This is a genomic window from Chthoniobacterales bacterium, from assembly GCA_039930045.1.
Classification (GTDB): domain Bacteria; phylum Verrucomicrobiota; class Verrucomicrobiia; order Chthoniobacterales; family DASVRZ01; genus DASVRZ01.
Window position 1 is genome coordinate 586,745 of sequence record JBDSQB010000002.1, and the last position, 22,171, is coordinate 608,915.

Sequence of the window (22,171 nt, forward strand, 5' to 3'; positions counted from 1 at the left end):
TAAGAGGTAAAGTTTACAAATCAGATGATCAGAATTTGAAGGCAAAAAAGACGGCTCCCATAATGCAGACATAGGCGCAGAGGTAATTCCACTTCCAGAATTGCGTGCCGAACATGAACCACGCCACGATGCAGAATACGCCGAGCGTAAGGGCTTCCTGAAGAATTTTCAGTTGAGCCACATCCCAATGTTTGGAGCCGAGTCGATTCGCCGGAACCTGAAACATATATTCGAAAAGAGCCAGGCCCCAGCTCACTAGAATCGCCATCCAGAGCGGCGCTGCCTTAAACTTCAGATGTCCATACCAGGCGAGATTCATGAAGAGGTTGGAGATGACGAGAAGCAGGACGGTTTTCATGCGGCAACAGTGAATCGCACGCGAGGCAGAAAATGAAGCCGCCTTTTTCGCAACAAAAAAGCCGCACCCGAGAGTGCGGCTTTTCTGAGTGGAATCAAACTCGAATTAAGGTTTGGGAGAGCTGTCGGGCCGTGGACCGCGCTCTTTGCGTTCCTTTTTCATGGCTTCAAATTTGGTCACTTGCTCGGGAGTGAGAACGGCTTTGATGGCAGTTTCAATCTTCTCACGCTCGGCTTTCCATTTGGCGCGACGCGCCTCTGGATCGGGCTTGGTGCCTTTGTTGGCCAGACGTTCAGCGCGGATTTGGTCGCCCTCAGTTTTGAGGATTTCACGTATCTTCGTTTCCTGTTCGGGTGTGAGGCCGAGAACTTCCTTTAGATGGGCAATGCGTTCCTCGGGATTGCGCATTCCGCGGCGGCCTTCACCGCCTGGTTTGCCTCCGCCGCGCGGGTGATCTTCGGGACCGAATTTAGGTGGAGCACCAGGAGTGCGCGATGGAGACGGCGAGGCAGTCTGGGATTGCAGGTTGGGTTGAACGAGCAGCGTGGTGGCTGTCAGACAAGTGGTGAGCAGGATGGATTTGAGTTTCATAGTTATGTAATGGGTAACTATGTGGAGAAACTCGAATGGGCTGGTAAAGTTGCGAAATTATTTTTGCTCCGCCAGCCAGCTTGGAATCTGCGCTGCCCAATAAGTAATAATCAAATCAGCTCCGGCACGGCGGAAGGCGGTCATGGTTTCCAGCACGACTCGCCGCTCATCCAGCCAGCCATTGGTGACAGCGGCTTTGACCATGGCGTATTCCCCGCTAACATTATAAACGGCAGTCGGAAGCTGGAATTTTTCCTTCACGCGCCACAGAATATCGAGATAGGGCAACCCCGGCTTGACCATCACAATGTCGGCTCCCTCGGCGATGTCCAACTCGGTTTCGCGGAGTGCCTCCAATGCATTCGCCGGGTCCATCTGATAACTGCGACGGTCTCCAAAAAGCGGTGCGCTTTCGGCCGCCTCACGAAAAGGGCCATACATGGCGGAGCAAAATTTCGCCGCATAACTCATGATTGGAAGATGTGCGAAGTTTGCGGTATCCAGCGCACTGCGGATGGCTCCGATGCGGCCATCCATCATGTCGCTGGGCGCGATCATGTCAGCTCCGGCCCGCGCGTGAGAGACTGCGACCTTGGCGAGAATCTCGACCGATGCATCATTCAACACGGAGAACTTTCCGTGGTCCTCATGAACGATGCCGCAGTGTCCGTGCGACATATATTCGCAGAGGCATACGTCGGTAATCACAAACATTTCCGGCACAGCTTTTTTAATGGCACGGACGGCATTTTGCACAATGCCATCGGCAGCATAGGCACCTGTGGCACCGGCATCTTTTCCGGCTGGGATTCCAAATAACAACACGCCACACACTCCGGCTTTGGCAAGTGACATGACTTCCATTTCAATCTCACTCAAGGGAAGCTGAAAAATCCCGGGCATACTGACGATAGGCTTCCGTGCGCTTATGTTTTCTGAGACGAAAAGCGGTTGGATAAACTGGTTTGCCGCGAGGCGTGTTTCACTGATCATTTCGCGTAGAACGCTATTTTCCCGCAGACGGCGCGGACGTTTGATCAGTGGTAGCATGAGCTACTTATACGCGGTGAGCTGCCTGGCTCAAGGCGCGACTTCCGGCCCTGCCTGCAGAGCCGCCACGCGATACGATGGCAGTACCAGCAAACCGCCGAGTCCCCAGACCATGGTCAGCAAGGCTCCACCGAGAGAAACTAAGACGGCTGGAGCGGCTTCGACGTGACTTAAGTTTCCCAGCAGTACCGTGAACAAATGCTCGCGAACGCCAAAGCCTCCCACGCTCAGTGGCAACGCTGCGATAATGTCCACAGTCGGCATGAACGCCAGAAAATCCAGCACCGGCACCTGGACTTGGAAGGCCCGTGCCGAGCAGTAAAACGTCATGAAATAGGCGACGAACATGAAAACGGAAACGCCTGCCGCGATCAGAGCCTGCCGCCAGTGTTCAATGTATTGACGGTAGGCGGCTTCCAATTCCATCATTTGCGACCTGCCCGGGCCCCACGACGGGATGTGTTTCGCAATGCCTTTCGAGGCGACTAGCAACGAGACGGTAAAGAGAAATGCAATGGAGAAAAGATAGATGCAAATGACACGGGTCAGGCTGGCCACAGTTGGGTCCTGGCGGAGCCAGTCGAGTCGGGGTGTTATGAAAAGCAGCGAGCAAAAAATCAGGGCCATAATCCCGCTCATGCGGTCCATGGCGACCGACATGAGCGCGAGGGATTTCTTGTGACCTCTGGCCGAGAGCCAGATGACTTTCACCGCATCACCGCCAACGGCACCCACGAGAAAATTATTAAAAAACAAACCCACGAGCCCTATGCGAAAAACGTCACGCGAGTTTACTTGAAGTCCAAGCATTCTCACAAAAATGCCCCAGCGAAACAGGCCAAGAAAATTTCCGATGCCCGCAATGAGCAGTCCAGCAGCCAGCCAGCCTGGATGTGCGTGGGTGACGACTTCGATGAATTGCGCCCGGAGCTCCTGCTTGCGAAACAGCCACACCAGCAATCCCAGGCTAACCAAAACCTGGAAGATGAGGAGGAGCTTTTTTTTCATCGGTGAAGAGAGCTATCGGCAGAGTGGAGAAGAATCTAGGACAAACGATTCTCAGGGAAACGTCACGGGCGCTATTTGACTCGCCAGATTTTCTTTTGATTGGAAACCCAGCGGTCGAGGATTTCCACATCAATGGGAACGCCGCCCGCCGCCCATGGGGAAAAAGCCGGGAGAATCCAGCCACCCGACGTGCGGCAGAGAGCGGGTAGATTTTGATGAAACCCAGCTTGGTCAGAGACGAAATGAGCCGGATGCAGATGCCCGCTAAAGACGATGTCGCCAAGCTTAGTTTCAATGGATTCGTGTCCGTGATGAAAGAGCTGGCTGCCGCTGCGCCAGTGGTCGTGCAGCGGAAATGTCTTGAGCCGGCGGTCGTGATTTCCACGAATCAAAATGAGTTGCGGAATCGATTCGGCGAGAGTGGCGAGCCATTGCTTGAACGCCGCAGTTGCGGCAGGCGTATGAACCAGATCGCCTAAAAAGAGAACGACCTCTGGTCGATAATCAGTAACGAGCGAAGCGACATTCTGCTCGATGTGCCCCATTCCCAAGTCCGGAAAAAGCGCCCCGGAAGCGCGCAGGCTGAGTTCGTAACCATAATGCAAATCGGCAATCGCCAGCCAGCGTTCGGTGCAGTGAAAAAGGGCAAGGCGTGAGTCGAAAAGAAGGTTTTCGGCGACGAGAAGGCTGCTGGACATGAACGTTCACAGTTCGCCCGTCTTAAGCTGATTTTCCAGTCTGACGCGCTGAAGTTCAAATTCTTCACTGGAGTGAGTGGGCAAAAAAACCTCGCCGGGTTCGATTCGAATGGTGACTTTCGAGAAAGGCAGCGGGATGTGAAAACGGTCCCAACTTTTCAGACGGCGGCTGTTGGAAAATGCGACATGTGTCTTGAGAATGGGTGCCCCTGTTTTTTGTGCGAGAAGCAGAACGCCAGGGCTCAAGGTGTAGATCGGCCCACGTGGTCCATCCGGCGTGATGATCAAAGTGCGTCCGGCGCGGAAGTGTTCACGGAGTTCGAGCAAGGCTGCCGCGCCACGTTTTTTGCTGGAGCCTCGAACGGACTGAAGTCCAAATTGATGCATGACTTGGGCGAGAAGTTCGCCGTCGCGACTGGGACTGGTGAGGACGGTCATGGGGACCAATCCAGTTCTGGGAAACCCGGCGATGACCAGACCAAGGATTCGATTGTGCCAGACAATGCAAATAGCGGGGCCGGAAGGTGGGCCAGCCAAGAATCCATTGGGGTCTTCAATCTTCACGCGGATGGTCAGTGCCAGCAGTCGAATGAAACTCGCAATGAAACCGGCCACTCTTTTTTCCGGCAGACGAATTTTCATTCAGGCTCGATCTTCCAGCGATAGGCCTGCGGGACAGGGAGGTGGAGTTGATCCAGCACGCGATGCACCACGGTATCTGCCAGTGCGTCGAAGGTTTCCGGTCGGCTGTAGAATGAAGGCATCGCAGGCATGACGATCGCTCCAGCTTCCATCACACTCACAACGTTTCGCGCATGAATGAGACTCCACGGTGTTTCCCGCGGGACGAGAATGAGTGGCCGACGCTCCTTCAAAAAAACGTCGGCTGACCTGAGGATAAGACTCTCGCTCGTTCCGTGTGCGATTCGACTCAAAGTCCCCATGGAGCAGGGGATGATGACCATGGCGTCGAACAAGGACGACCCGCTGGCGAACGGCACATTCATGGTTTTGTCTGAGTGCTGCTCCACTCCGGACGGGACGCGTAACGAGCCAATCTCCTCGCTGACGACCTGCCGGGAATACGCACTGAGAACGAGATGAACCTCGTTAGCAGCGCAGTCGATTTGATCAAGAAGGCGTTGCAGGTAAATCGAGCCTGACGCGCCGGTGGCGGCTATGACCAGCTTCATAATTCCAGTGGCTTGGGATGTGTGGAAAGGAGTTTGATCCCATTCTCCGTGATCGTGACGACGTCCTCATGACGGACGCCGCCGAGGCCGTAATAATACAGACCGGGCTCGACCGTGAGCACCTGCCCGGGTTGGAAAACGGCCTGCGAGAAGCGAGGGATTTCGTGAATGTCCAAGCCCAGTCCATGACCCGTGCCATGGAAAAAACCGCACCAGCGATCGTTTCGCTGCTCGGTGGGATAACCGCTTTCTGTAAAGAAGGCTTTTACTTTCTCGTGCAGTTTGGCGCCATCGACGCCGGGTTTCATCGCTTTGAGCGCGAGCTTTTGTCCCCCCAGCGCGACTGTCCAGAGCTGGCGTTGCGCGTCGCTGGCGCGGCCACGGATTACGGTGCGAGTCATATCACCGAAATACCCCGTTTTGGCGTCGCGTGGGAAAATATCCAAAATGATCAGGCTGTTAGCCTTGAGCGGTCCGCTGCCGCGCTCGTGTGGATCACAAGCCTGGTTGCCACCGGCAACAATGGTGTTGGCAGGCAACCCGCCTACGCGCAAAATGGCGCTGTCAATCTCTGCGCGGAGGATTTCGGAAGTCAGTGTTTTTCCACCCCAACAAAGCGCATTGGCCTTGCCGATCTCGCTGGCTCGCAGCACTTCCATGCCTCGTGCCATTCCAGTTTCAGTGATATGAAGGGCTTGTTTGATCAACTTGAGTTCCGCCGCCGATTTGAATTCGCGTTCGGGATAAAACAAGCCGTCTTGCACATTCAGCGTGATTCCCTGGCCAACAAGAAACTGCGCCAAGCCAAGTGGAAAATCCTCTGGGACTATGGCTTTTTTCACACGCCGAGACTTCAGAAAACCAGCAACAGCATCCCGAAATGTCGGCTCTGATCCCTCTGAACTCAGCTTTTTATTGAGAGCGGACAGCGCGACGATTTCATCCACTTCAGCCTCGCGTTTTCCACGGTCGATCTCCAGATCGCTGAGCACCAAGGTGCGCCTGCCGCCTTGCTCCAGGAAAATAACCGGATCGCTGACCAGAAATTTCGTCACATATCGGAGATCGGCGGAGGTTTCGCTGGAAGCGACGATGAGACGATTTAGAGTCTTGCCCATTTCAACGGAATTTAGCTGCAACACATCCCGCGTCCAAGGGTTAAACGTAGATACTGCACATGACGAAACGATCCCGCTTCCTAGCCATCCTTGTTTGTTTCGCCGCAGGATGTTCTCCCGAGAATAAACCAATGGGAGCGCCGCCTGTTCCGGTCGAGGTCACGCGGGTTCTGCAGGAAACGGTGCCGCTCGATCTGCCTGCCATCGGATCTGCGCAAGCGCTCGCCACGGTGCAGCTCAAGGCGCGCGTGCTGGGAGAAATTACGAAAGTTCATTTTACCGAAGGCGCGGTGGTTCAGCAAGGCGATGTGCTTTTTTCCATTGATCCGAGACCGTTCGATGTGGCGATTGATCGGGCACAAGCCAACCTCGCCTCGACCCAGGTGAACGCGGCCAACGCTGAATTGCAGCTCGAACGTTACTCGGGTCTTACCGGTCAGGGGGCGGCATCCAAGGAGCAGCTCGCCCAGTATCGGACGACCGCCAATTCGCTCAAGGCCGACTTGCAGGCGCGTAAGGCCGATCTGGACGAGGCCAAACTTTCCCGCGAATGGACAGAGGTCAAATCGCCCATCACTGGCCGGATTGGCGCGGCGCTTTTTAAGGAGGGAAACATCATTCAGGCCAACACGGACATGCTGGCGGTCATCAACCAAATTCAGCCGATACACGTGACGTTTTCTCTTCCTGAAAGCGATTTGCCCGAAGTGCGTAATGCTGCGCAGAAAGGCTCCCTAACAGTGATCGTCCGGAATTCTCAAACCAACGAGGAACTCGGCCGAGGTGCTCTGGATTTCATTGACAACATGGTGGACCGCGACACGGGGACGATTGCTTTGAAAGCGCGGTTGACCAACGAAAGTGAGAAAATCTGGCCCGGTCAATTTGTCGATCTGGCCCTGCGCTTGAGGGAGGAAAAAGACTGCCTCGTGGTGCCCACGACCGCGATCATGGACGCGCAAAACGGATCCCAAGTTCTCGTGGTGCAGGAGAATAAAGTGTCGCTCCGAAAGGTCGACGTCACCCGCACTTACGGAAATCTCACCATTGTCCGCAGCGGTTTGAAGGCTGGAGAAATGGTCATCTCTAATGGGCAGCTTCGCGTGAATCCGGGTGCGAAAGTGGCCCCCAAAGAAGTGGCTGCTCCCAGCGAAGTGCCGGTTCTCGCCACAGCGCCGAACACGGCCACAAATTCGTAATTTTCGACACGGATGAACCTGACCGAACTTTTTGTCCGACGTCCCATCGCCACCACTTTGGTAATGCTGGCCATACTTGGATTCGGGTTGCTCTCGTATGTGAAGCTGCCGGTGAGCGATCTGCCGAGCGTGGATTTTCCGACGATTAGCGTCTCGGCCAATCTGCCCGGCGCGAGTCCTGAGACGATGGCTTCATCGGTCGCGACTCCATTGGAAAAACGATTTTCCGCCATTCCCGGAATCGATTCCATGACGTCCTCAAGCGCGCTCGGCAGCACGACGATCACAATTCAATTCAACCTTTCGCGCGACATCGATGCAGCCGCGCAGGATGTGCAGTCGGCCATTTCCCAAGCCCAGCGCGACTTGCCCACGGATCTTACCAGCCCGCCTTCCTATCGCAAGGTGAACCCAGCGGATTTTCCAGTTTTACTGCTTGCGGCCTACTCGGAAACATTGCCGCTGACCAAGGTCAACGAATATGCCGAGACGCTGGTGGGGCAACGACTTTCGACGGTGTCTGGTGTTGCGCAGGTGGATGTTTATGGTGAGCAAAAATTTGCTGTTCGAGTGGAACTCGACCCACGCCAGCTCGCCACCCGAGGCCTGGCACTGGATACGATTGAGCAATCCATCCGCGGCGGAAATTCAAACCTGGCCACCGGTGAACTGGATGCGGGTGTTAAATCCAGAACGATCAAGACCAACGGTCAGCTCACCACAGCGGGACAATATCGCAAGCTGATCGTCGCCTATCGTGGCGGACTCCCCGTTCGTTTGGAGGAAGTGGCGCATGTCACGGACGGAGTCGAGAACGATAAAAATCTAAGCTGGTATAACAAAACTCGCGGCATCGTTTTAGCCGTGCAACGCCAGCCCGGTGCCAACACGGTGCAACTCATCGACGAAATCCGTAAGTTGCTTCCGACGTTTCAAAAACAACTCCCAGCCGGAGTTCATCTTGAGATCCTTCAAGACCGATCCATTGCCATCCGTGAGTCGCTCCACGACGTGCAATTCACCCTCATCCTCGCCATTGTTTTGGTGGTCTTGGTCATATTTCTTTTTCTCCGCAACTTGCGCGCGACGCTCATTCCGAGCACCGCCATTCCGTTGTCCATCATCGGGACTTTTGCGGTGATGTATCTGCTGGGGTTTAGCATGAACAACTTCTCGCTGATGGCGGTAATTCTTGCCGTCGGTTTTGTGGTGGATGATGCCATCGTGGTGCTGGAAAATATTGTTCGCTACATCGAGCAAGGAGACCCCCCGATGGATGCCGCATTAAAGGGCGGACGGGAGATTGGCTTCACGATTTTGTCGATGACGCTTTCGCTGGCCGCTGTGTTTATTCCCGTGCTTTTCATGGGCGGAATTTTGGGACGACTGCTGAACGAATTTGCAGTCACCATTGCAGTCGCCATTCTCCTGTCGGGATTTATTTCTCTCTCTCTGACGCCAATGTTGTGCAGCCGGTTTTTAAAACCGCATCCAGAAAACGAAAAGCACAACCGACTCTACAATTGGTTTGAAAATGTCTTCGATGGACTCGTCTCCCGATACGAATCGACGCTGCATTGGGCCTTCAAAAATCAAATGATCGTCGCCGTCGTGGCGATCTTGATGGCGCTGGCCACCGCGTGGCTTTTCACGCTGGTGCCCAAGGGATTTCTTCCTACCGAAGACACGGGTCGCATTACAATTTCCACGGAAGCGGAACAAGGCGTCTCATTTGAAAAGCTTATCGAGTTGCAGCAGCAAGCCGCCGACATCGTGGGTCGCAATCCAGCGGTTGCCGCCTATCTCTCGCGCATTGGCGGTGGCTCGGGTGGCTCGGTAAATACCGGTCGTCTCATCATCACGTTGAAGGACCGTCACGAACGACCCAAGGTTGATGAAATCATCCGGCAAATGCGCAAAGAATTTGCCGGCATTGTTGGCCTGAAAGTCTTTCCACAAAACCCGCCCACGATTCGTATTGGCGGTGCGCAGACGAAGAGCCTTTATCAATTCACACTCTTTGGACCCGACCTCGGCCAACTCTATGGCGCGGCCGGAAAAATGGAAGCCGCCATGCGCCAGATTTCCGGTTTGGTGGATGTGACGACTGACCTGCAGATTTCCAGTCCGCAAGTTCTGGTCTCCATAGATCGGGATCGTGCCGCGACTCTGGGCGTGAGCGCGGCGCAGATTGAAACCACCCTCGGCAGTGCTTATGGCGCGCGCCAGATTTCCACGATCTACACTCCGAATGATCAATACCGTGTGATCCTCGAACTCGCCGATCCTTACAAACGCGACGCGGTCGATCTCACCCGGCTTTATGTGAACTCGACCAGCGGACGCCTGATTCCACTCAGCGCGTTCACACAACTTCGCACAGAAGTGGGACCGCTCTCGGTGCAGCATCTGGGGCAATTGCCAGCTGTCACTTTGTCATTCGACTTGGCCCCCGGCGTGTCTTTGGGTGATGTGGTGCCACAAATCGAACGCACGGCGCAGCAGCAACTCGACCCACAAATTAGCAGTCAGTTTCAAGGCACCGCGCAGGCGTTTACCAGCTCCCTGGCCGGACTTGGATTATTATTGGTGGCAGCATTTTTGCTCATCTACATCATTCTGGGAGTCCTCTACGAAAGTTTCATTCATCCGATTACAATCCTGTCGGGGTTGCCGTCAGCCGGATTCGGCGCGCTCCTGACGCTGCTCATTTTTCGTGCTGAGTTAAATGTTTATGGCTTCGTCGGTCTCCTCATGCTCATCGGCATTGTGAAGAAAAACGCCATCATGATGATCGACTTCGCCCTTGAGGCGCAGCGCAACGGCAACAAATCGCCCTCCGAAGCCATTTTCGAAGCCTGCCTCACCCGGTTTCGTCCGATCCTCATGACCACTCTTGCCGCGATGGCCGGAACTCTGCCGATAGCGCTCGGACTCGGTGCCGGCGGCGACGTTCGCCGTCCGCTGGGCTTGGCTGTGGTCGGCGGGCTGGTCATTTCCCAAATGGTCACCCTCTACATCACCCCGTTGCTTTATCTGTATCTGGAAAATTTCCAGCAACGGCTGGGGAAGAAAAAAAAATCCGCCGCTAACCCGCACAAGCGGAGTCTCACTCCCTTGGAAGCCGCTTAGTTTCGATTTACCAGACCAGCAAATTCTTTACGTCCTGCCCAGAGCAAGAACGCGGTGAGCACGACGATGAGGATCAGCACGGGATCGAAGAGCTGGGCGCAGTTCGTCAGGAAAATGTGGAAGGCTAGGATGTTAACAATGACTGGGCCAAGGAAAAGCAGCCCGAAGTTACGCGTGCGTGGGATGGCGACTAGGATGCCGCCAATCAGTTCGACCACTTTCACAAGCGCAAAGTAGCCAGTCGGCACCAGTGCGCCCATGAACAAAGCGACAGGCGACCCTAACGGTGGGGCTGGTTGTTGGGGCATCATGTTAAGGAGAAACATGAGGGAGAAGGCGATGAAAGCGAGTCCCAGAAGGGCTCCGGCGATGTTGGCGGCGAGTTTCATAAAATATGTGATGGTTGGTAGATCAGCCAGTGAAAGACAAGGTTTATCTGTGTGGCCAAGTGGGAGTTGGATGTTTATCGGAGTGTTTCCGAAAAAGAACTTGCGGAAGAGGCTGGTCTGCCCTTTTCTAATGGTCCTTCAACGGCTGGATAGCTCAGTTGGTAGAGCAGAGGACTGAAAATCCTCGTGTCGGGGGTTCAAATCCCTCTCCAGCCACTTCCTGACTTTGCATTGTCGGGAAACCTTCATGTCAATCGGCACCAGCAAACGATGGCTTCCTATCCCGTTTCCTAAAATCTTCGTCGCATTTTCTGGCTCGGTGACGTATTGAATCCGCTGATGTCCATCTTGTTAGCCGCAAACGCCTTGGAGTTCGCTTTGCAGGAATCCAACCCCGCTGGCAAGGCCGTGCTGGCGGCGCTTTTTATCGGATCGATCTTCAGTTGGTCGATCATGATCACCAAGCTGAGAACGATTGTTTTCGCCAAAAAGCAGAGCGGAAAATTCCTCGATCTCTTTCGGTCCAACCGTGCTCCGCTGAATATTTTCGAGGCTCGGCTGAAGTTCGAGGGAGCGCCGGTTTTTGCTGTTTACAAGGCGGGTTGCAAAGAAATGACCTTCCAATTGCTAGGGTCCGCCGAGGTCGATGAAACTTTTCGCGCCCGCCTCGAAAACGCCGACAAAGTCACTCCTGCTCAAATGCGCGTTGTCACCAGCGCGATGGAGCGCGCCGTTGGCGAAACCGCCCTAAAAATCGAGTCGCAGATGATTTTACTGGCGACGGCTGTTTCCGGTGCGCCGTTCCTCGGTCTTCTCGGCACGGTCTGGGGCGTGATGGATACTTTTACCGGAGTCGCCGAAGCTGGCTCGGCCACTTTGGCCGCTATGGCCCCGGGTGTTTCGGGTGCGCTGATCACGACGGTGACTGGATTGCTTGTCGCGATTCCAGCCATGTTTGGCTACAATTTTTTAGTCACCAGCATCCGCGGGCTCACCGTGGAAATGGATAATTTTTCCGCTGAACTCGCCTCTGAGTTTGAGCATCGTTACGTGGACCATGGATCGCGTTCGCTGCCGTTTATCCCGCACCGCTAACAGGCCATGCGTCGTTATTCCGACAAAAACAGCTTCCACACGCTGAGCGAGATCAACGTCACGCCCATGCTCGATCTGTGCTTCGTGCTGCTGGTCATTTTCATGGTCACCACGCCGCTGCTCGAGAACAGCATCGATCTAGTCGTGCCGACTTCCGCCACGGCCAGCAAAGCCATCGAGCCCAGCCAGGTGCAGACCATTTCCATCGATAAAAACAGCGTGGTGAAATTGAATAACACCGCAGTGAGCCTCGACAGTCTGCCAGATGCGTTGCGCGAAATCATGGCCAAGAAACCCAACATCGCTGTCGTCGTCCGCCCGCACAAAGAATTGCCGGTGCAAAAATTCGTCGATGTAATGGACGTTTTGCAGAAGCTAAAAATCAGCAAAGTTGGCGTCGTCACCCAGCCCCAATGAGTGATAAATGGCGTTTCCGACGCAACCTGGTTCTTATCGCACTGGCTCACTTGGCAGCCGTTTTTCTGATCTTCCATTTCGGTCGGGAAGGAAATTCTGGAGGCGGTGGTGGTGGAGACAAGGTTACGTGGGTTGATCCTGCGGCATTCGCCAAAAAGGATTCCACTCCCGACCAGGAAAAGTCCACGCCAGAGCCGACGCCCATTCCCACCCCTGAACCGGCCACTCCCGAACCGACGCCCCCGCCTGCGACTCCGCCACCCGTGGACGATGGGCTGAATCTTTCCACTCCAACTCCAACACCCAAGCTGACTCCGAAGCCAACGGCAACGCCCAAACCAAAGCCGAGCGTCACTTCAAGCCCAACGCCAAAGAAAACCCCGTCACCAACTCCCAAGAAATCGCCCAGTCCAACTCCTAAGAAGAAACCCACTCCAGCGGAGGATTCTGAGACCAAACCAAAGAAGTCGCCTTTGCCAAAAGCAGTGAAAAAGCCCATCGTCGATGATCCTGAAACGGCGACCAAAAAAACAGCGGCGTTAAAAGCATTGCGTGGTGATTCTGGAGAGGAGAAAACACCCGGAGAGAAGTCCGGCGCGGATGCAGTCACAGGCGAGTCCAAATCCAATGGAAAAGGTGCTGGCGAGGGTTCTGGAACTGGCCCCGGTAAAGGCACCGGCAGTGGAGGCGGTGAGGGAGATGGCGTGGGAACTGGAAAGGGTGCTGGGTCCGGCTCCGGCACAGACCCCGGTTTGCTGGACGCTTATAACCAAGCGATTAAAATGAAATGCGACACGTGGGAGCAGCCAGTCTCGCAACTTAAAGTGGATCAAAAATTCGTCACTACGATGACTTTGACGATTTCCAAAACTGGTACGCTGGAGAGCTACACCGTGAAAAATTCCTCCGGTAACGAGATCGTCGATGAGTCGGTGAAAGCGTTTCTCGGGACGATCAAACGTTTCCCCGCTCCGCCTACCGGCAAGGAATACATCATCAATATCAACTTCCAGCTTGGCGGCGAATAACACGCGTATGTCCCTGCCGATCCAGCTTCTCAGCACCGACTTCGACGGCACAATTCTTGACTGGGGGCTCGACGTCGAATCTGCGCAGCCCTTCTTCGATCTGGTGGGAGACTGGCAAAAAAGAGGACTCATCTGGGCGATCAATACGGGCCGCTCCATTCCACAACTAGAGGATGCACTGACAGCTCCTAATTTTCCCATTCAGCCAAATTACATCATCACGACGGAACGCGCGGTACACCGGCGCGGTGTGAATTCTTGGGAGGATTTTGGAGATTGGAATCGTCGCTGCGCTGAGGCTCATGCCCGACTGCACATGGAGGCGCGGGAGATTTATTCGCAACTCAGCACCTACGCATCTCGTCAGCGCGGCATGATGCTGCAAAGGACCGACAACGATATCGAAGGCATCATTGCGCTGAATGAAAGCCAGATGGATGAGGCGGTCGCCTGGTTGGAAAAATTGCGGGTGAATCTGCCCGATGTCAACTGGCAGCGAAACAGCGTTTATCTTCGTTTTTGTCACGTCGATTACGACAAAGGCAGTGCGCTGCTCGAACTCGCGCGGTTGCTCGGCATCAGCCGTGAAGGAACCTTTGCCGCAGGCGATAATCACAACGACCTGCCCATGCTCGACGGCAGCGCTGCGCGCTGGGTTGCATGTCCATCAAACTCGATCCCGGAAGTGAAGGCCACGGTGAAAACTGCGGGCGGTCACATTGCGAGTCAGATTGCCGGACTGGGAGTGGCCGAGGCTTTGCAGGCGTGTCCGTGGGTCTGACTGGCCGGAAATTATTCGTGTCCATGACGGACAGTTCGTGATTAGAATTTCAACCTATGAGATTTACCAACACAGTCGCCGTCATCACTGGAGCGGGCCGAGGAATCGGTGCCGCCATTGCCCAACGTCTCGCTTCCGAGGGTGCGAAAGTCGCGGTCGTCAGTCGAACGGAAGCCAACTCACAAAAAGTCGCCGACGCGATCAATGCGCAGTTTCCCGAAGCCGCTCGTGCCTACGCGGTCGATGTGGCTGATCATGCCGCCAGCGCCGCCGCCGCCCAACAGATCGCCAAAGATTTCGGTCAGGTCGATGTGCTCGTAAATAATGCCGGAGTGACTCGCGACCGGCTGGCCTTGCGTCTGTCCGAGGAAGACTGGGATGTGGTGCTCGATACAAATCTGAAAGGCGCTTTTAATTTTATCCAGCCGCTGCTCCGCCCGATCATGAAATCTGGCAAGGGACGTATCATTAATATCAGCAGTGTTAGCGGTCTGATGGGCACTGCCGGCCAGGTGAATTACGGTGCGAGCAAGGCGGGTTTGATCGGACTCAGCAAATCACTCGCACGCGAAGTGGCCAGCCGCGGAGTGACTGTGAACGTGATCGCTCCGGGATTCATCACCACCGACATGACCGATGTGTTAACGGACGATTTGAAAAAAATGGTGCAAACGCAGATCCCATTGGCCAGCTTTGGAGAGCCGGACGACATCGCCAGCGCAGTAGCGTTTTTAGCATCCGCCGAGGCGCGCTACATCACGGGCCAAGTGCTGACGGTTGACGGTGGTCTCTCGATGTAATGATCGTGCCGCAATCGAGCCCGCTGCAATATCTGCTGTCCTTGCCACCAGCCATGGCAGCGGCTTTTGCGGACTTGGAAAACAAAGCGGCGCCACAATGGATCGCTGCTGCGGACCCGGCGAATAGCAAACTCGGCTCGGGTGGCGGAGTGGCTCATCTTTTGCAGAACGCGTGGGCGCAAAATCACGGGTCAGTCGATTTTTCTTCCTGGCTAAATCAGTCGAAAAAACTTCTCCTGATGGCTGGCGGACAAAGCCGCCGTCTGCCCGCCTACGCTGCGGTGGGCAAGATAATGCTGCCTTTTAAGGCACTACGCGGCGTCCCCGGTCAGCGTCTCGACCAGACCCTGCTGGATGTGCAGCTTCCGGCCTATGAGAGCGTGCTGACTCATGCGCCTGCCGGCCACCGGGTGCTGGTGACGAGTGGGGATGTGCATCTGCGATTTGACAAAACCTTACCGCCATTTCCCGAAGTGGATGTTTTGGGATTGGGCATGTGGGTGCGCCCAGAGGTTGCGTCGGATTTCGGGGTTTTCTTTAGCCGACGCGACCAGCCGGGTGTGCTGGATTTCTTTCTGCAAAAACCGACCGCAGACGAAATTCAAGCACGTTCAGCCGAGCATTTTTATCTGGTCGATACAGGCATGTGGCTCTTGAGCCAACGTACTGTGGAAGTGCTCTTTGAATGCTGCGGATGGGACGGGCAGATATTCCCGGCAGGTCATCCAGATTTTTATGAACTCTATGCCGGCATGGGTCTGGCCCTCGGTAAAAATCCAACTGTGCAAGATACGAAGATCAATTCGTTGAGCAGTGCAGTGGTCGCATTGCCCGGCGCAGAATTTTATCATCTCGGCACTGGCCGTCAGTTGATTGAATCCGTCTCCGCCATTGAAAACAGGGAGCAAGCCGGCAGCCAACCCGGCTGGAATGGCCGCCAACCGCATCCCGATCAGCACGTCCTCAATTCGCATTTTTCCATGCCCCTGCGGAGGCAGGAAAATCACACTCTATGGGTGGAGAATGCGACAATCCCATCGACTTGGAAAATATCGAGCGAGCACGTCCTAACTGGGATTCCTCCGAATGCTTGGAGCCTGACACTTCAGCGCGGACAATGTCTGGATATGGTGCCCATTGGAGAGGAGCACTTCGCTATTAGGCCCTATCATATTGACGATCCATTTAAGGGAACTGTCTCCGATCCGCAGACCTGCTGGCTGGGTGAGTCGGCTGGAAAATGGTTTGAGGATCGCGGCATTTCTCTAGCAGATGCCGGCATATCACCTAGATCCGACATTCAGCAGACGGCCCTTTTTCCAGTTGTGAAAGAGGAGCAAATCGACAGTGATTTCATTCAGTGGCTTTTCGATCCCAACCGGAAAACGCGCGCTACACAACGCGCAGCCTATCTGGCCAGCCAGCGTCTTTCTGCTGAAGCCATTTGTAATGTGGCAGCGCTACATCGTGTCTATTTGCAACGGCAGCAAAACCTAAGCCAGGTGCTCGGTGCCTTTATTCAGAACAACCGCTGGAACTCTTTTTTCAAACTCGACCTGGATTCGACTGCAGCCACGTTCGCACAGTATTTGCCAAGCATTCCGGAATCCCCACAACTCGATGCGATGGATGCCATTCACGAGAAAAGTTTTCGCGCCGCTGTTCTTCGACGCCAAGGTAATGACGACTGGCAGTCGCATGAAAGAGCGGCTTTTCAAACGATGCGCGACTTGGTCGTGGAAGAGTCGCTTCTAAGTCCCGCAGCTCCCGTGCGGAATATTCTCGATGACCAAATCATTTGGGCTCGAAGTCCGGTGCGGCTCGATCTGGCAGGCGGCTGGAGCGACACGCCGCCCTACTGCCTCGAATATGGTGGGGCCGTTGTAAATGTGGCTGTCAATTTGAATGGGCAACCTCCCATCCAAGTCTTTGCCAAGCTTTCACCGACGCTGGCAATTATTTTGAGATCGATCGATCTAGGCATCGAAAGAAGGCTTTCGACTTATGAGGAAATATCGGAGTTCGACCAGCCTCAAGCGGATTTTTCCCTCGCCAAGGCTGCTCTCGCTCTGGCTGGTTTCCTGCCGAAATTTCATTCCACAGGGCAGTATTCAAGTCTTCGAGAACAGCTCCGAGATTTCGGCGGCGGCATCGAGTTGACCTTTCTTTCCGCCGCTCCAAAGGGTTCTGGACTGGGCACTAGCAGCATTCTTTCGGCCACCACTTTAGGGGCTCTCAGTGAGCTCTGCGGACTCGGCTGGGATCGCCAGACTCTCTTTCAGCGTAGTCTGGCACTTGAGCAACTCCTCACGACCGGCGGTGGTTGGCAGGATCAGGCAGGAGGCTTGCATCGCGGGATTAAAATCATAGAGACAGAGCCCGGAATCATGCAGCGGCCGGGCATTCGCTGGCTGCCGGAGCACCTTTTCGAGCAAGGCCTGCGAAACAATACGATCCTGCTTTATTACACCGGGATCACGCGTATGGCCAAAAACATCCTCCAGGAAATTGTTCGCGGAATGTTCCTCAACTCACGCAAACATCTGGATCAACTCGATGCCATTCGTACTCATGGTCATCAGACTTTCGATGCGCTGCAATCAGGAAATTGGGACACTCTCTGCGCGGCAGTTCGCCATAGTTGGGAATTAAATCAAGCACTCGACGCAGGCACCAATCCGCCCCAAGTGCAGGCCATCTTGGTGCGTGCGCAGCCGCACATCTCAGCCGCAAAATTACTTGGAGCCGGCGGCGGGGGTTACCTGCTTTTCTTTGCCAATGACGCGTCTGCAGCCCAGGCACTACGAATGGATTTAACCACGCGCCCACCGAATGCAACTGCGCGATTCGTGGAGTTTGGCATTTCGCAAACAGGTCTGGCCATCACACGCAGCTAACCGACTCAGTCGTTCGCTCAAATACAAAGAGATGACTGTTAAATGGGGTTCTGCCCCAGAGCGGACGGACCTCTGAACGAAATCCTGGCAGGAGAAAAGGGCCGGTGATTTCATCCTTGCTCAGGTAATACAGTGCCGGGCTTTTAATCCAGCGAATGGCATGCATGGCCCGGTCATCCCATTGGGTAAACCGGAACCGCCAGCTACTATCTTTGGGGGTTCCGCGAATGATGCATTGTCCACCGGGAGCAATGAGGCTGGGGAGTAATCGTAAGAGATCGTGCTGTTTTTCGGGAGGGAGATATTGAAGCACGTCCAGGAGAACGACGTTTCCCTGAAAGTCTTGCACGGACGCAGCGTCTTCCACTCGAAAGTCCAGATCTTCATAATGGGCGTGTGCGATTTCTCGTGCACTGGCGATTTTCGGGGCATCGAAATCCACGCCAATAATGGGTGGAGCGAAGCCGCATTCACGAAGAAAAAAAGAGAGGAATCCCATACCGCAGCCGATGTCCAGCACGGGTAAATGTGAATTGCGCAATGTGCTCAATGCGATGTGGTAGGCAGGATCGGTGCGGATTTTCCCACGCACATAACCTTGCATCCACCGGCTGGGATACCGGCGGGCAATCCTCTCGATAATGGCACAGGCTTGCATCAATGGATGGCCAGTGTGGCTGGATCGATTTGCCAGATTCCGTGACGCGCCATGAATTGAATGAGACTCCGACCGTAGCGGGAAGCGGTGGTTCCGCCAGAAGCCATGCACGCGATATTCGATTCCAAATGACGGTTAAATAATCGGGTGATCGGGGAATCGTATTTACGGATAATGTCCTGACCCGTGTGATACATGGCGAACATGCGGCCATCGTAATAATAGGAAATAAGATCGATCCAAGCTTCGAGAAGCTGATGGATTTGCGCCGAATACTTGGGCAGATCATTCAGATTTTCCGCAAGCAGTTCGGCGGAACGCAAAGCCAGATACATACCCGGTGAAAGCATCGGATCGACAAAGCCGAAAGCGTCGCCTGCCATCACCCAACCGGGACCGTGAGTTCGTTCGGAGACGAGTTGATAATTGGAATAAGTTGCCACTTCAGTGGTGCGGATGGCGTTTTTAGTTACAGCAGAAAGATGAGGATCGGTGCGCAAGGTATTGGCAAGACGTTCCTCCGCACTCTCGCCAAGCTGGGTCGCGTCTTCTCTGTTGAGAACAATCCCAATCGACAGACGGCCAGGCAGTGGAATGCGCCAGGACCAACCCGCTTTCATGCGCCCAATCAGCACCTGGCCCAATGGACCTTCCTGCTCGCAATTTTCATAATGCGCGAAGTAGGCAACGTCTTTGCGAGGACCCACCCTGGAAGGAATATCCAAACTGCGCGCAAAGAGACGGCTGCGGCCCGTGGCATCGACCAGCAGGTCCGGCTGTTTTCCTTCCAGAGAAGGAGCGGCAGCAATGGTGGCGGCATCGAGAGTGAGATGATCGGGCTTGGTGATTTCCAGTTTCACCCGCTGCGGAATACGGATGGCACCAGCTTCGACGGCGTGATCCGCCAGAATGCGATCAAACTCCGCCCTGGGCACGTTGTAAGCATAAGTAGGCAGGCCGCATTTCTTCACGGGATCGAAACAGAAATTGATGCTTTCCCCGTGGTTTAGGAGAAAGGAGACACCCGGCTTCACCATGCCGATGGCGGCAACGTTTTCTTCGACTCCGAGTTTTCTAAGAATTGGAACGAGCGCCGGAATGAGCGATTCGCCTACAATTAAGTTGGGACGTTTTCCGTCGTCGAAGAGTGTTACACGATGTCCCGCCTGAACCAAAAAGGTTGCCAGAGCCGAGCCGGACGGGCCGCCGCCGATGATCGCAATCGTTTTTTTCACGAGACTTCCCCACGTTTGACTTTGCCACTCGCGGTGAGCGGGATTTCTTCCACGAAACGAAACTCCACTGGCACTTTATAGCGTGCCAGCGAACTGCGACATAGTGAGGCCAGTGTCGCAACGGACGGTGGTCGCTCGAGAAATTTAGGAACAATTTCTGCGACGGGCACCGCACCAACCTTGGGATGAACTCGGCCTGAAACCCGGACAGCGCGCACTTCAGAATGAGAACTCAACACCGCTTCGATTTCTTCTGGAAAACATTTCATGCCCGCCACGTTAATCACAGATTGGGAGCGGCCTTCCAGATGAAAATCACCTTCGGCATCCACCCGTGCGAGATCGCCTGTGCAGAACCATCCGTCTTCGAGAATTTCGCAGCGCGTGCGCCACGGAGTCAGATATGCATCGAGCATGCCTGGGCCCCGAACGAAAAGCTGCCCGTCACGCAGTTCAGCCGAGTAAGAGGGCAATGGAAGTCCAATGGAGTCGGGCTTGCTGGCTGCCGCGCGGCGGTTCAAAAATGGCAGTCCGATTTCGATCACGCCGAGACCTTGGGACAACGGAACGCCGTAGCGTTGCTGGAAAGCTTCAGCAGTCCCCAGCGGCAAAGCGGCAGCGGTGGAAACGGCCAGTCGCAAACTCGGCCAGGGGCGTCCGGAAGTCTCGGCAGCCAGCAAGGCATGATGAAATGGCGCACCGTAGATCACTGTGCCCCTATGTTGTATGGCAGCGGAAAGAACATCTTCAGCGAGATGCGATGACACTATGATCGTCGTCGCTCCTCGCCAAAGGTAGAGGATAATCGATACGGCAAAATGATGCGCCATCGGAAGAATCCAGACAATGCGATCCGTTGACTGAATTTCCAATCCAGCATTAGCTGCGGTGATGCGCTCCAACAAACTTTGGTGCGAAAGAACGATGCCTTTGCTATTGCCCGTGGTGCCGGAGCTGAAACGAATGAAGGCCGGATTTAGCTTGGCCAGCTCCTCCTCGTCAAATCCCAGCGGGTGCTGGATTTCCAATTTCTGGATGCTTCCATTTGCTTTTACGATGGCTCCAACTCCTGTTTTCTGAATGAGGTCCTCGCGCTCGCGCTGAACTAATTCGCTGGCCAGCGGCACGAGACACTTTCCGGCTTTAACAATGGCTAGGGCGAGAACGACATGAGCGATTCCATTGGGGCAATCCAAGCCAATGCGTTGTGCTGTAATGAGCCGAAAGTTGCAGGCGGCGACATCAACCAAATTAGCGAGTTGTGCGTAGGTAATTTCTTGAGATTCAGAAATTAGGGCAACGGAGTCGCCGGCTGCGTTCTGAAATATATGCTCAACAATATTCATCGCACGAGTTTTGCGGCGGCAATCCCGGCCGCTTCTCCGGTGGCTAGACAGGTGCCGATTACGCGGATGGAAGCTTGCGCCTCATGGCTCGCGGAGATGCATCGTCCAGCCATAAAAAGGTTGGCGCGATCCCGTGCTTGCAGGGCCCGAAGTGGAATCTCACATGGACGATTGCCGGCATGATAACGCAGCCGGGGACCGGTGGCTGTTTCGCGGAGCTCCATGGGCCAGGTGGCCAGCGCAACAGCGTCAGAAAAGGTCGCGCCATTCTCCAGGTCGGCGGCTTCGAGACAATAGCGCCCGGTGATTCTTCGGCTCTCTCGAACTCCGACTCGAAGTGGAAAAAGGGAGATAAAACTTTCACCAAATCCTGCTACGTGTTCTTTTAAAAAGAGCGCTAACGCAGCGGCTGTTAACCGACCTTCGATTTCCAGTTGGGTCAGGCAAGCGGCATCCAGAGGATCGTAATTCGGCAATCCCGGCAGGTCGATGCTAACATAAGCTTCGGCTCTACGTCCAGAGGATCGAAGAGTGGCTCCCAGTGCCGTTTGAGTTAGATTTCCAGCTTGCACAGCGGCGGCAATATTGCGGGAAATTTTGAGGCGTGCATCGTCAGTGAGAAAATTATCCGCAATACCTTGGAGGCCAAAAATGAATGCGGAACGCTGCATTTTTTCCGCAGACGTTTGCTCGAAGGCGGCACCGGCCAGGGAGGCCACCGTTCCGTCGCCGGTGGCGTCCACGACAGCTTGAGGGCGGATGATTTCCGTGCGCCCCCGAGTATGCATCTCCAGTTGAGTTAGGTTCGAATCAGCCCGGATTATGGTGCTGTGGAGGCGCATTTGCAAATTGGGAGTTGCCAAAACAAGTGTGTCAGCCAGCAGAGAAAACGCGGTTGGATCAGTCAACAAAACATCGACCCGCCCCATCTGAATCGGACCGCGCGCGCCCCCCATTTCAATGAGACTCACCGCAAATTCTTTGGGAAAGCCTGGATTGGCCCAGGCAGTCTCCTTCTCGGATGTGATGCGATAAAGGCCGCAAATGGAATGCACGAGCGAGGCCGTCGCCATTCCTCCAAGCGAACCACCGTGCTCGACGAGCAGGGTTTTCGCTCCTGCGCGCGCGGCGGAGATTGCAGCAGCCAGACCTGCGCTACCACCGCCTGCAACCAGCAC

21 protein-coding genes and 1 tRNA gene are annotated in these 22,171 nt (G+C 54.8%); 9 read left to right on the plus strand and 13 right to left on the minus strand.

Annotated elements, in window-relative coordinates; translation table 11 throughout:
- Positions 1 to 28 precede the first annotated feature (28 nt).
- The 8 genes from ABIT76_02855 to ABIT76_02890 form a co-directional block, all read right to left on the minus strand.
- Complete coding sequence (locus ABIT76_02855) at positions 29 to 358, minus strand: DMT family protein (protein MEO7932077.1); 330 nt, start codon at positions 356 to 358, stop codon at positions 29 to 31.
- Positions 359 to 463: 105 nt separating this feature from the next.
- A complete protein-coding gene (locus tag ABIT76_02860; GenBank protein ID MEO7932078.1) occupies positions 464 to 949 on the minus strand; it encodes a hypothetical protein in 486 nt (161 codons plus the stop codon).
- Positions 950 to 1,006: 57 nt separating this feature from the next.
- The gene (gene hemB / locus ABIT76_02865; GenBank protein MEO7932079.1) at positions 1,007 to 1,999 is read right to left on the minus strand and encodes a porphobilinogen synthase; all 993 of its coding nucleotides are present in this window, start codon (positions 1,997 to 1,999) and stop codon (positions 1,007 to 1,009) included.
- Positions 2,000 to 2,029: 30 nt separating this feature from the next.
- Positions 2,030 to 3,007: a lysylphosphatidylglycerol synthase transmembrane domain-containing protein gene (locus ABIT76_02870; GenBank protein ID MEO7932080.1), complete on the minus strand. Its 978-nt coding sequence runs from the start codon at positions 3,005 to 3,007 to the stop codon at positions 2,030 to 2,032.
- A 71-nt stretch (positions 3,008 to 3,078) separates the two neighbouring features.
- A complete protein-coding gene (locus ABIT76_02875; protein MEO7932081.1) occupies positions 3,079 to 3,705 on the minus strand; it encodes a metallophosphoesterase in 627 nt (208 codons plus the stop codon).
- 6 nt (positions 3,706 to 3,711) lie between these two features.
- Positions 3,712 to 4,347 carry a lysophospholipid acyltransferase family protein gene (locus ABIT76_02880; GenBank protein ID MEO7932082.1) on the minus strand — a complete coding sequence of 212 codons (636 nt, stop codon included), beginning with the start codon at positions 4,345 to 4,347 and terminating at the stop codon, positions 3,712 to 3,714.
- Positions 4,344 to 4,898, minus strand: a complete 555-nt coding sequence (locus ABIT76_02885) for a UbiX family flavin prenyltransferase (GenBank protein MEO7932083.1) — start codon at positions 4,896 to 4,898, stop codon at positions 4,344 to 4,346. The genes ABIT76_02880 and ABIT76_02885 overlap by 4 nt, the downstream gene beginning before the upstream one ends.
- Positions 4,895 to 6,016 (minus strand): Xaa-Pro peptidase family protein, encoded by a 1,122-nt coding sequence (locus tag ABIT76_02890; protein MEO7932084.1) that lies wholly within the window; start codon positions 6,014 to 6,016, stop codon positions 4,895 to 4,897. The genes ABIT76_02885 and ABIT76_02890 overlap by 4 nt, the downstream gene beginning before the upstream one ends.
- 131 nt (positions 6,017 to 6,147) lie before the next feature.
- Between ABIT76_02890 and ABIT76_02895 the strand changes: the two genes are divergently transcribed.
- Both ABIT76_02895 and ABIT76_02900 read left to right on the plus strand, forming a co-directional pair.
- A complete protein-coding gene (locus ABIT76_02895; GenBank protein ID MEO7932085.1) occupies positions 6,148 to 7,215 on the plus strand; it encodes an efflux RND transporter periplasmic adaptor subunit in 1,068 nt (355 codons plus the stop codon).
- 12 nt (positions 7,216 to 7,227) lie between these two features.
- Entirely contained in the window at positions 7,228 to 10,347 is a 3,120-nt protein-coding gene (locus ABIT76_02900) for an efflux RND transporter permease subunit (GenBank protein ID MEO7932086.1), read from the plus strand.
- On the opposite strand, the gene ABIT76_02905 is transcribed toward ABIT76_02900, so the two are convergent.
- Entirely contained in the window at positions 10,344 to 10,736 is a 393-nt protein-coding gene (locus ABIT76_02905) for a hypothetical protein (protein MEO7932087.1), read from the minus strand. The two genes, ABIT76_02900 and ABIT76_02905, sit on opposite strands and share 4 nt — an antisense overlap.
- Before the next feature lie 143 nt (positions 10,737 to 10,879).
- Here ABIT76_02905 and ABIT76_02910 point away from each other — a divergent pair.
- From ABIT76_02910 to ABIT76_02940, 7 genes are all read left to right on the plus strand, one after another.
- Positions 10,880 to 10,952 (plus strand) — tRNA-Phe (locus ABIT76_02910).
- Between the two features lie 123 nt (positions 10,953 to 11,075).
- Positions 11,076 to 11,831, plus strand: a complete 756-nt coding sequence (locus tag ABIT76_02915; GenBank protein MEO7932088.1) for a MotA/TolQ/ExbB proton channel family protein — start codon at positions 11,076 to 11,078, stop codon at positions 11,829 to 11,831.
- A 6-nt stretch (positions 11,832 to 11,837) separates the two neighbouring features.
- Positions 11,838 to 12,248 (plus strand): biopolymer transporter ExbD, encoded by a 411-nt coding sequence (locus ABIT76_02920; protein ID MEO7932089.1) that lies wholly within the window; start codon positions 11,838 to 11,840, stop codon positions 12,246 to 12,248.
- Entirely contained in the window at positions 12,245 to 13,276 is a 1,032-nt protein-coding gene (locus ABIT76_02925) for a TonB C-terminal domain-containing protein (protein MEO7932090.1), read from the plus strand. The genes ABIT76_02920 and ABIT76_02925 overlap by 4 nt, the downstream gene beginning before the upstream one ends.
- Before the next feature lie 7 nt (positions 13,277 to 13,283).
- Positions 13,284 to 14,057, plus strand: a complete 774-nt coding sequence (locus ABIT76_02930) for an HAD hydrolase family protein (protein ID MEO7932091.1) — start codon at positions 13,284 to 13,286, stop codon at positions 14,055 to 14,057.
- 56 nt (positions 14,058 to 14,113) lie between these two features.
- Positions 14,114 to 14,857 carry a 3-oxoacyl-[acyl-carrier-protein] reductase gene (fabG, locus tag ABIT76_02935; GenBank protein MEO7932092.1) on the plus strand — a complete coding sequence of 248 codons (744 nt, stop codon included), beginning with the start codon at positions 14,114 to 14,116 and terminating at the stop codon, positions 14,855 to 14,857.
- Positions 14,857 to 17,754, plus strand: a complete 2,898-nt coding sequence (locus ABIT76_02940; protein ID MEO7932093.1) for a bifunctional fucokinase/fucose-1-phosphate guanylyltransferase — start codon at positions 14,857 to 14,859, stop codon at positions 17,752 to 17,754. The genes fabG and ABIT76_02940 overlap by 1 nt, the downstream gene beginning before the upstream one ends.
- Here ABIT76_02940 and ABIT76_02945 read toward each other — a convergent pair.
- Genes ABIT76_02945 through ABIT76_02960 form a run of 4 tightly spaced genes read right to left on the minus strand, consistent with a single transcriptional unit; the run spans position 17,741 to position 22,171 of the window.
- Positions 17,741 to 18,358, minus strand: a complete 618-nt coding sequence (locus ABIT76_02945; protein ID MEO7932094.1) for a class I SAM-dependent methyltransferase — start codon at positions 18,356 to 18,358, stop codon at positions 17,741 to 17,743. The genes ABIT76_02940 and ABIT76_02945 overlap by 14 nt on opposite strands.
- A gap of 53 nt (positions 18,359 to 18,411) precedes the next feature.
- The gene (locus tag ABIT76_02950; GenBank protein MEO7932095.1) at positions 18,412 to 19,647 is read right to left on the minus strand and encodes an NAD(P)/FAD-dependent oxidoreductase; all 1,236 of its coding nucleotides are present in this window, start codon (positions 19,645 to 19,647) and stop codon (positions 18,412 to 18,414) included.
- Positions 19,644 to 20,993 carry a fatty acid--CoA ligase family protein gene (locus ABIT76_02955; protein MEO7932096.1) on the minus strand — a complete coding sequence of 450 codons (1,350 nt, stop codon included), beginning with the start codon at positions 20,991 to 20,993 and terminating at the stop codon, positions 19,644 to 19,646. Before ABIT76_02955 ends, ABIT76_02950 begins: the two co-directional genes overlap by 4 nt.
- The gene (locus tag ABIT76_02960; GenBank protein ID MEO7932097.1) at positions 20,990 to 22,171 is read right to left on the minus strand and encodes an FAD-dependent oxidoreductase; all 1,182 of its coding nucleotides are present in this window, start codon (positions 22,169 to 22,171) and stop codon (positions 20,990 to 20,992) included. Before ABIT76_02960 ends, ABIT76_02955 begins: the two co-directional genes overlap by 4 nt.

Excerpts from the sequence above, each read along its gene's own strand:
- ABIT76_02860 (MEO7932078.1), bottom strand. The coding sequence starts at position 949 with ATGAAACTCAAATCCATCCTGCTCACCACTTGTCTGACAGCCACCACG.
- ABIT76_02875 (MEO7932081.1), bottom strand. The coding sequence starts at position 3,705 with ATGTCCAGCAGCCTTCTCGTCGCCGAAAACCTTCTTTTCGACTCACGC.
- fabG (MEO7932092.1), top strand. The coding sequence starts at position 14,114 with ATGAGATTTACCAACACAGTCGCCGTCATCACTGGAGCGGGCCGAGGA.
- ABIT76_02900 (MEO7932086.1), top strand. The coding sequence starts at position 7,228 with ATGAACCTGACCGAACTTTTTGTCCGACGTCCCATCGCCACCACTTTG.
- ABIT76_02870 (MEO7932080.1), bottom strand. The coding sequence starts at position 3,007 with ATGAAAAAAAAGCTCCTCCTCATCTTCCAGGTTTTGGTTAGCCTGGGA.
- ABIT76_02925 (MEO7932090.1), top strand. The coding sequence starts at position 12,245 with ATGAGTGATAAATGGCGTTTCCGACGCAACCTGGTTCTTATCGCACTG.
- ABIT76_02895 (MEO7932085.1), top strand. The coding sequence starts at position 6,148 with ATGGGAGCGCCGCCTGTTCCGGTCGAGGTCACGCGGGTTCTGCAGGAA.
- ABIT76_02905 (MEO7932087.1), bottom strand. The coding sequence starts at position 10,736 with ATGAAACTCGCCGCCAACATCGCCGGAGCCCTTCTGGGACTCGCTTTC.
- ABIT76_02885 (MEO7932083.1), bottom strand. The coding sequence starts at position 4,898 with ATGAAGCTGGTCATAGCCGCCACCGGCGCGTCAGGCTCGATTTACCTG.
- ABIT76_02955 (MEO7932096.1), bottom strand. The coding sequence starts at position 20,993 with ATGAATATTGTTGAGCATATATTTCAGAACGCAGCCGGCGACTCCGTT.
- ABIT76_02945 (MEO7932094.1), bottom strand. The coding sequence starts at position 18,358 with ATGCAAGGTTATGTGCGTGGGAAAATCCGCACCGATCCTGCCTACCAC.
- ABIT76_02890 (MEO7932084.1), bottom strand. The coding sequence starts at position 6,016 with ATGGGCAAGACTCTAAATCGTCTCATCGTCGCTTCCAGCGAAACCTCC.
- ABIT76_02920 (MEO7932089.1), top strand. The coding sequence starts at position 11,838 with ATGCGTCGTTATTCCGACAAAAACAGCTTCCACACGCTGAGCGAGATC.
- ABIT76_02880 (MEO7932082.1), bottom strand. The coding sequence starts at position 4,347 with ATGAAAATTCGTCTGCCGGAAAAAAGAGTGGCCGGTTTCATTGCGAGT.
- hemB (MEO7932079.1), bottom strand. The coding sequence starts at position 1,999 with ATGCTACCACTGATCAAACGTCCGCGCCGTCTGCGGGAAAATAGCGTT.
- ABIT76_02930 (MEO7932091.1), top strand. The coding sequence starts at position 13,284 with ATGTCCCTGCCGATCCAGCTTCTCAGCACCGACTTCGACGGCACAATT.
- ABIT76_02915 (MEO7932088.1), top strand. The coding sequence starts at position 11,076 with ATGTCCATCTTGTTAGCCGCAAACGCCTTGGAGTTCGCTTTGCAGGAA.
- ABIT76_02855 (MEO7932077.1), bottom strand. The coding sequence starts at position 358 with ATGAAAACCGTCCTGCTTCTCGTCATCTCCAACCTCTTCATGAATCTC.
- ABIT76_02940 (MEO7932093.1), top strand. The coding sequence starts at position 14,857 with ATGATCGTGCCGCAATCGAGCCCGCTGCAATATCTGCTGTCCTTGCCA.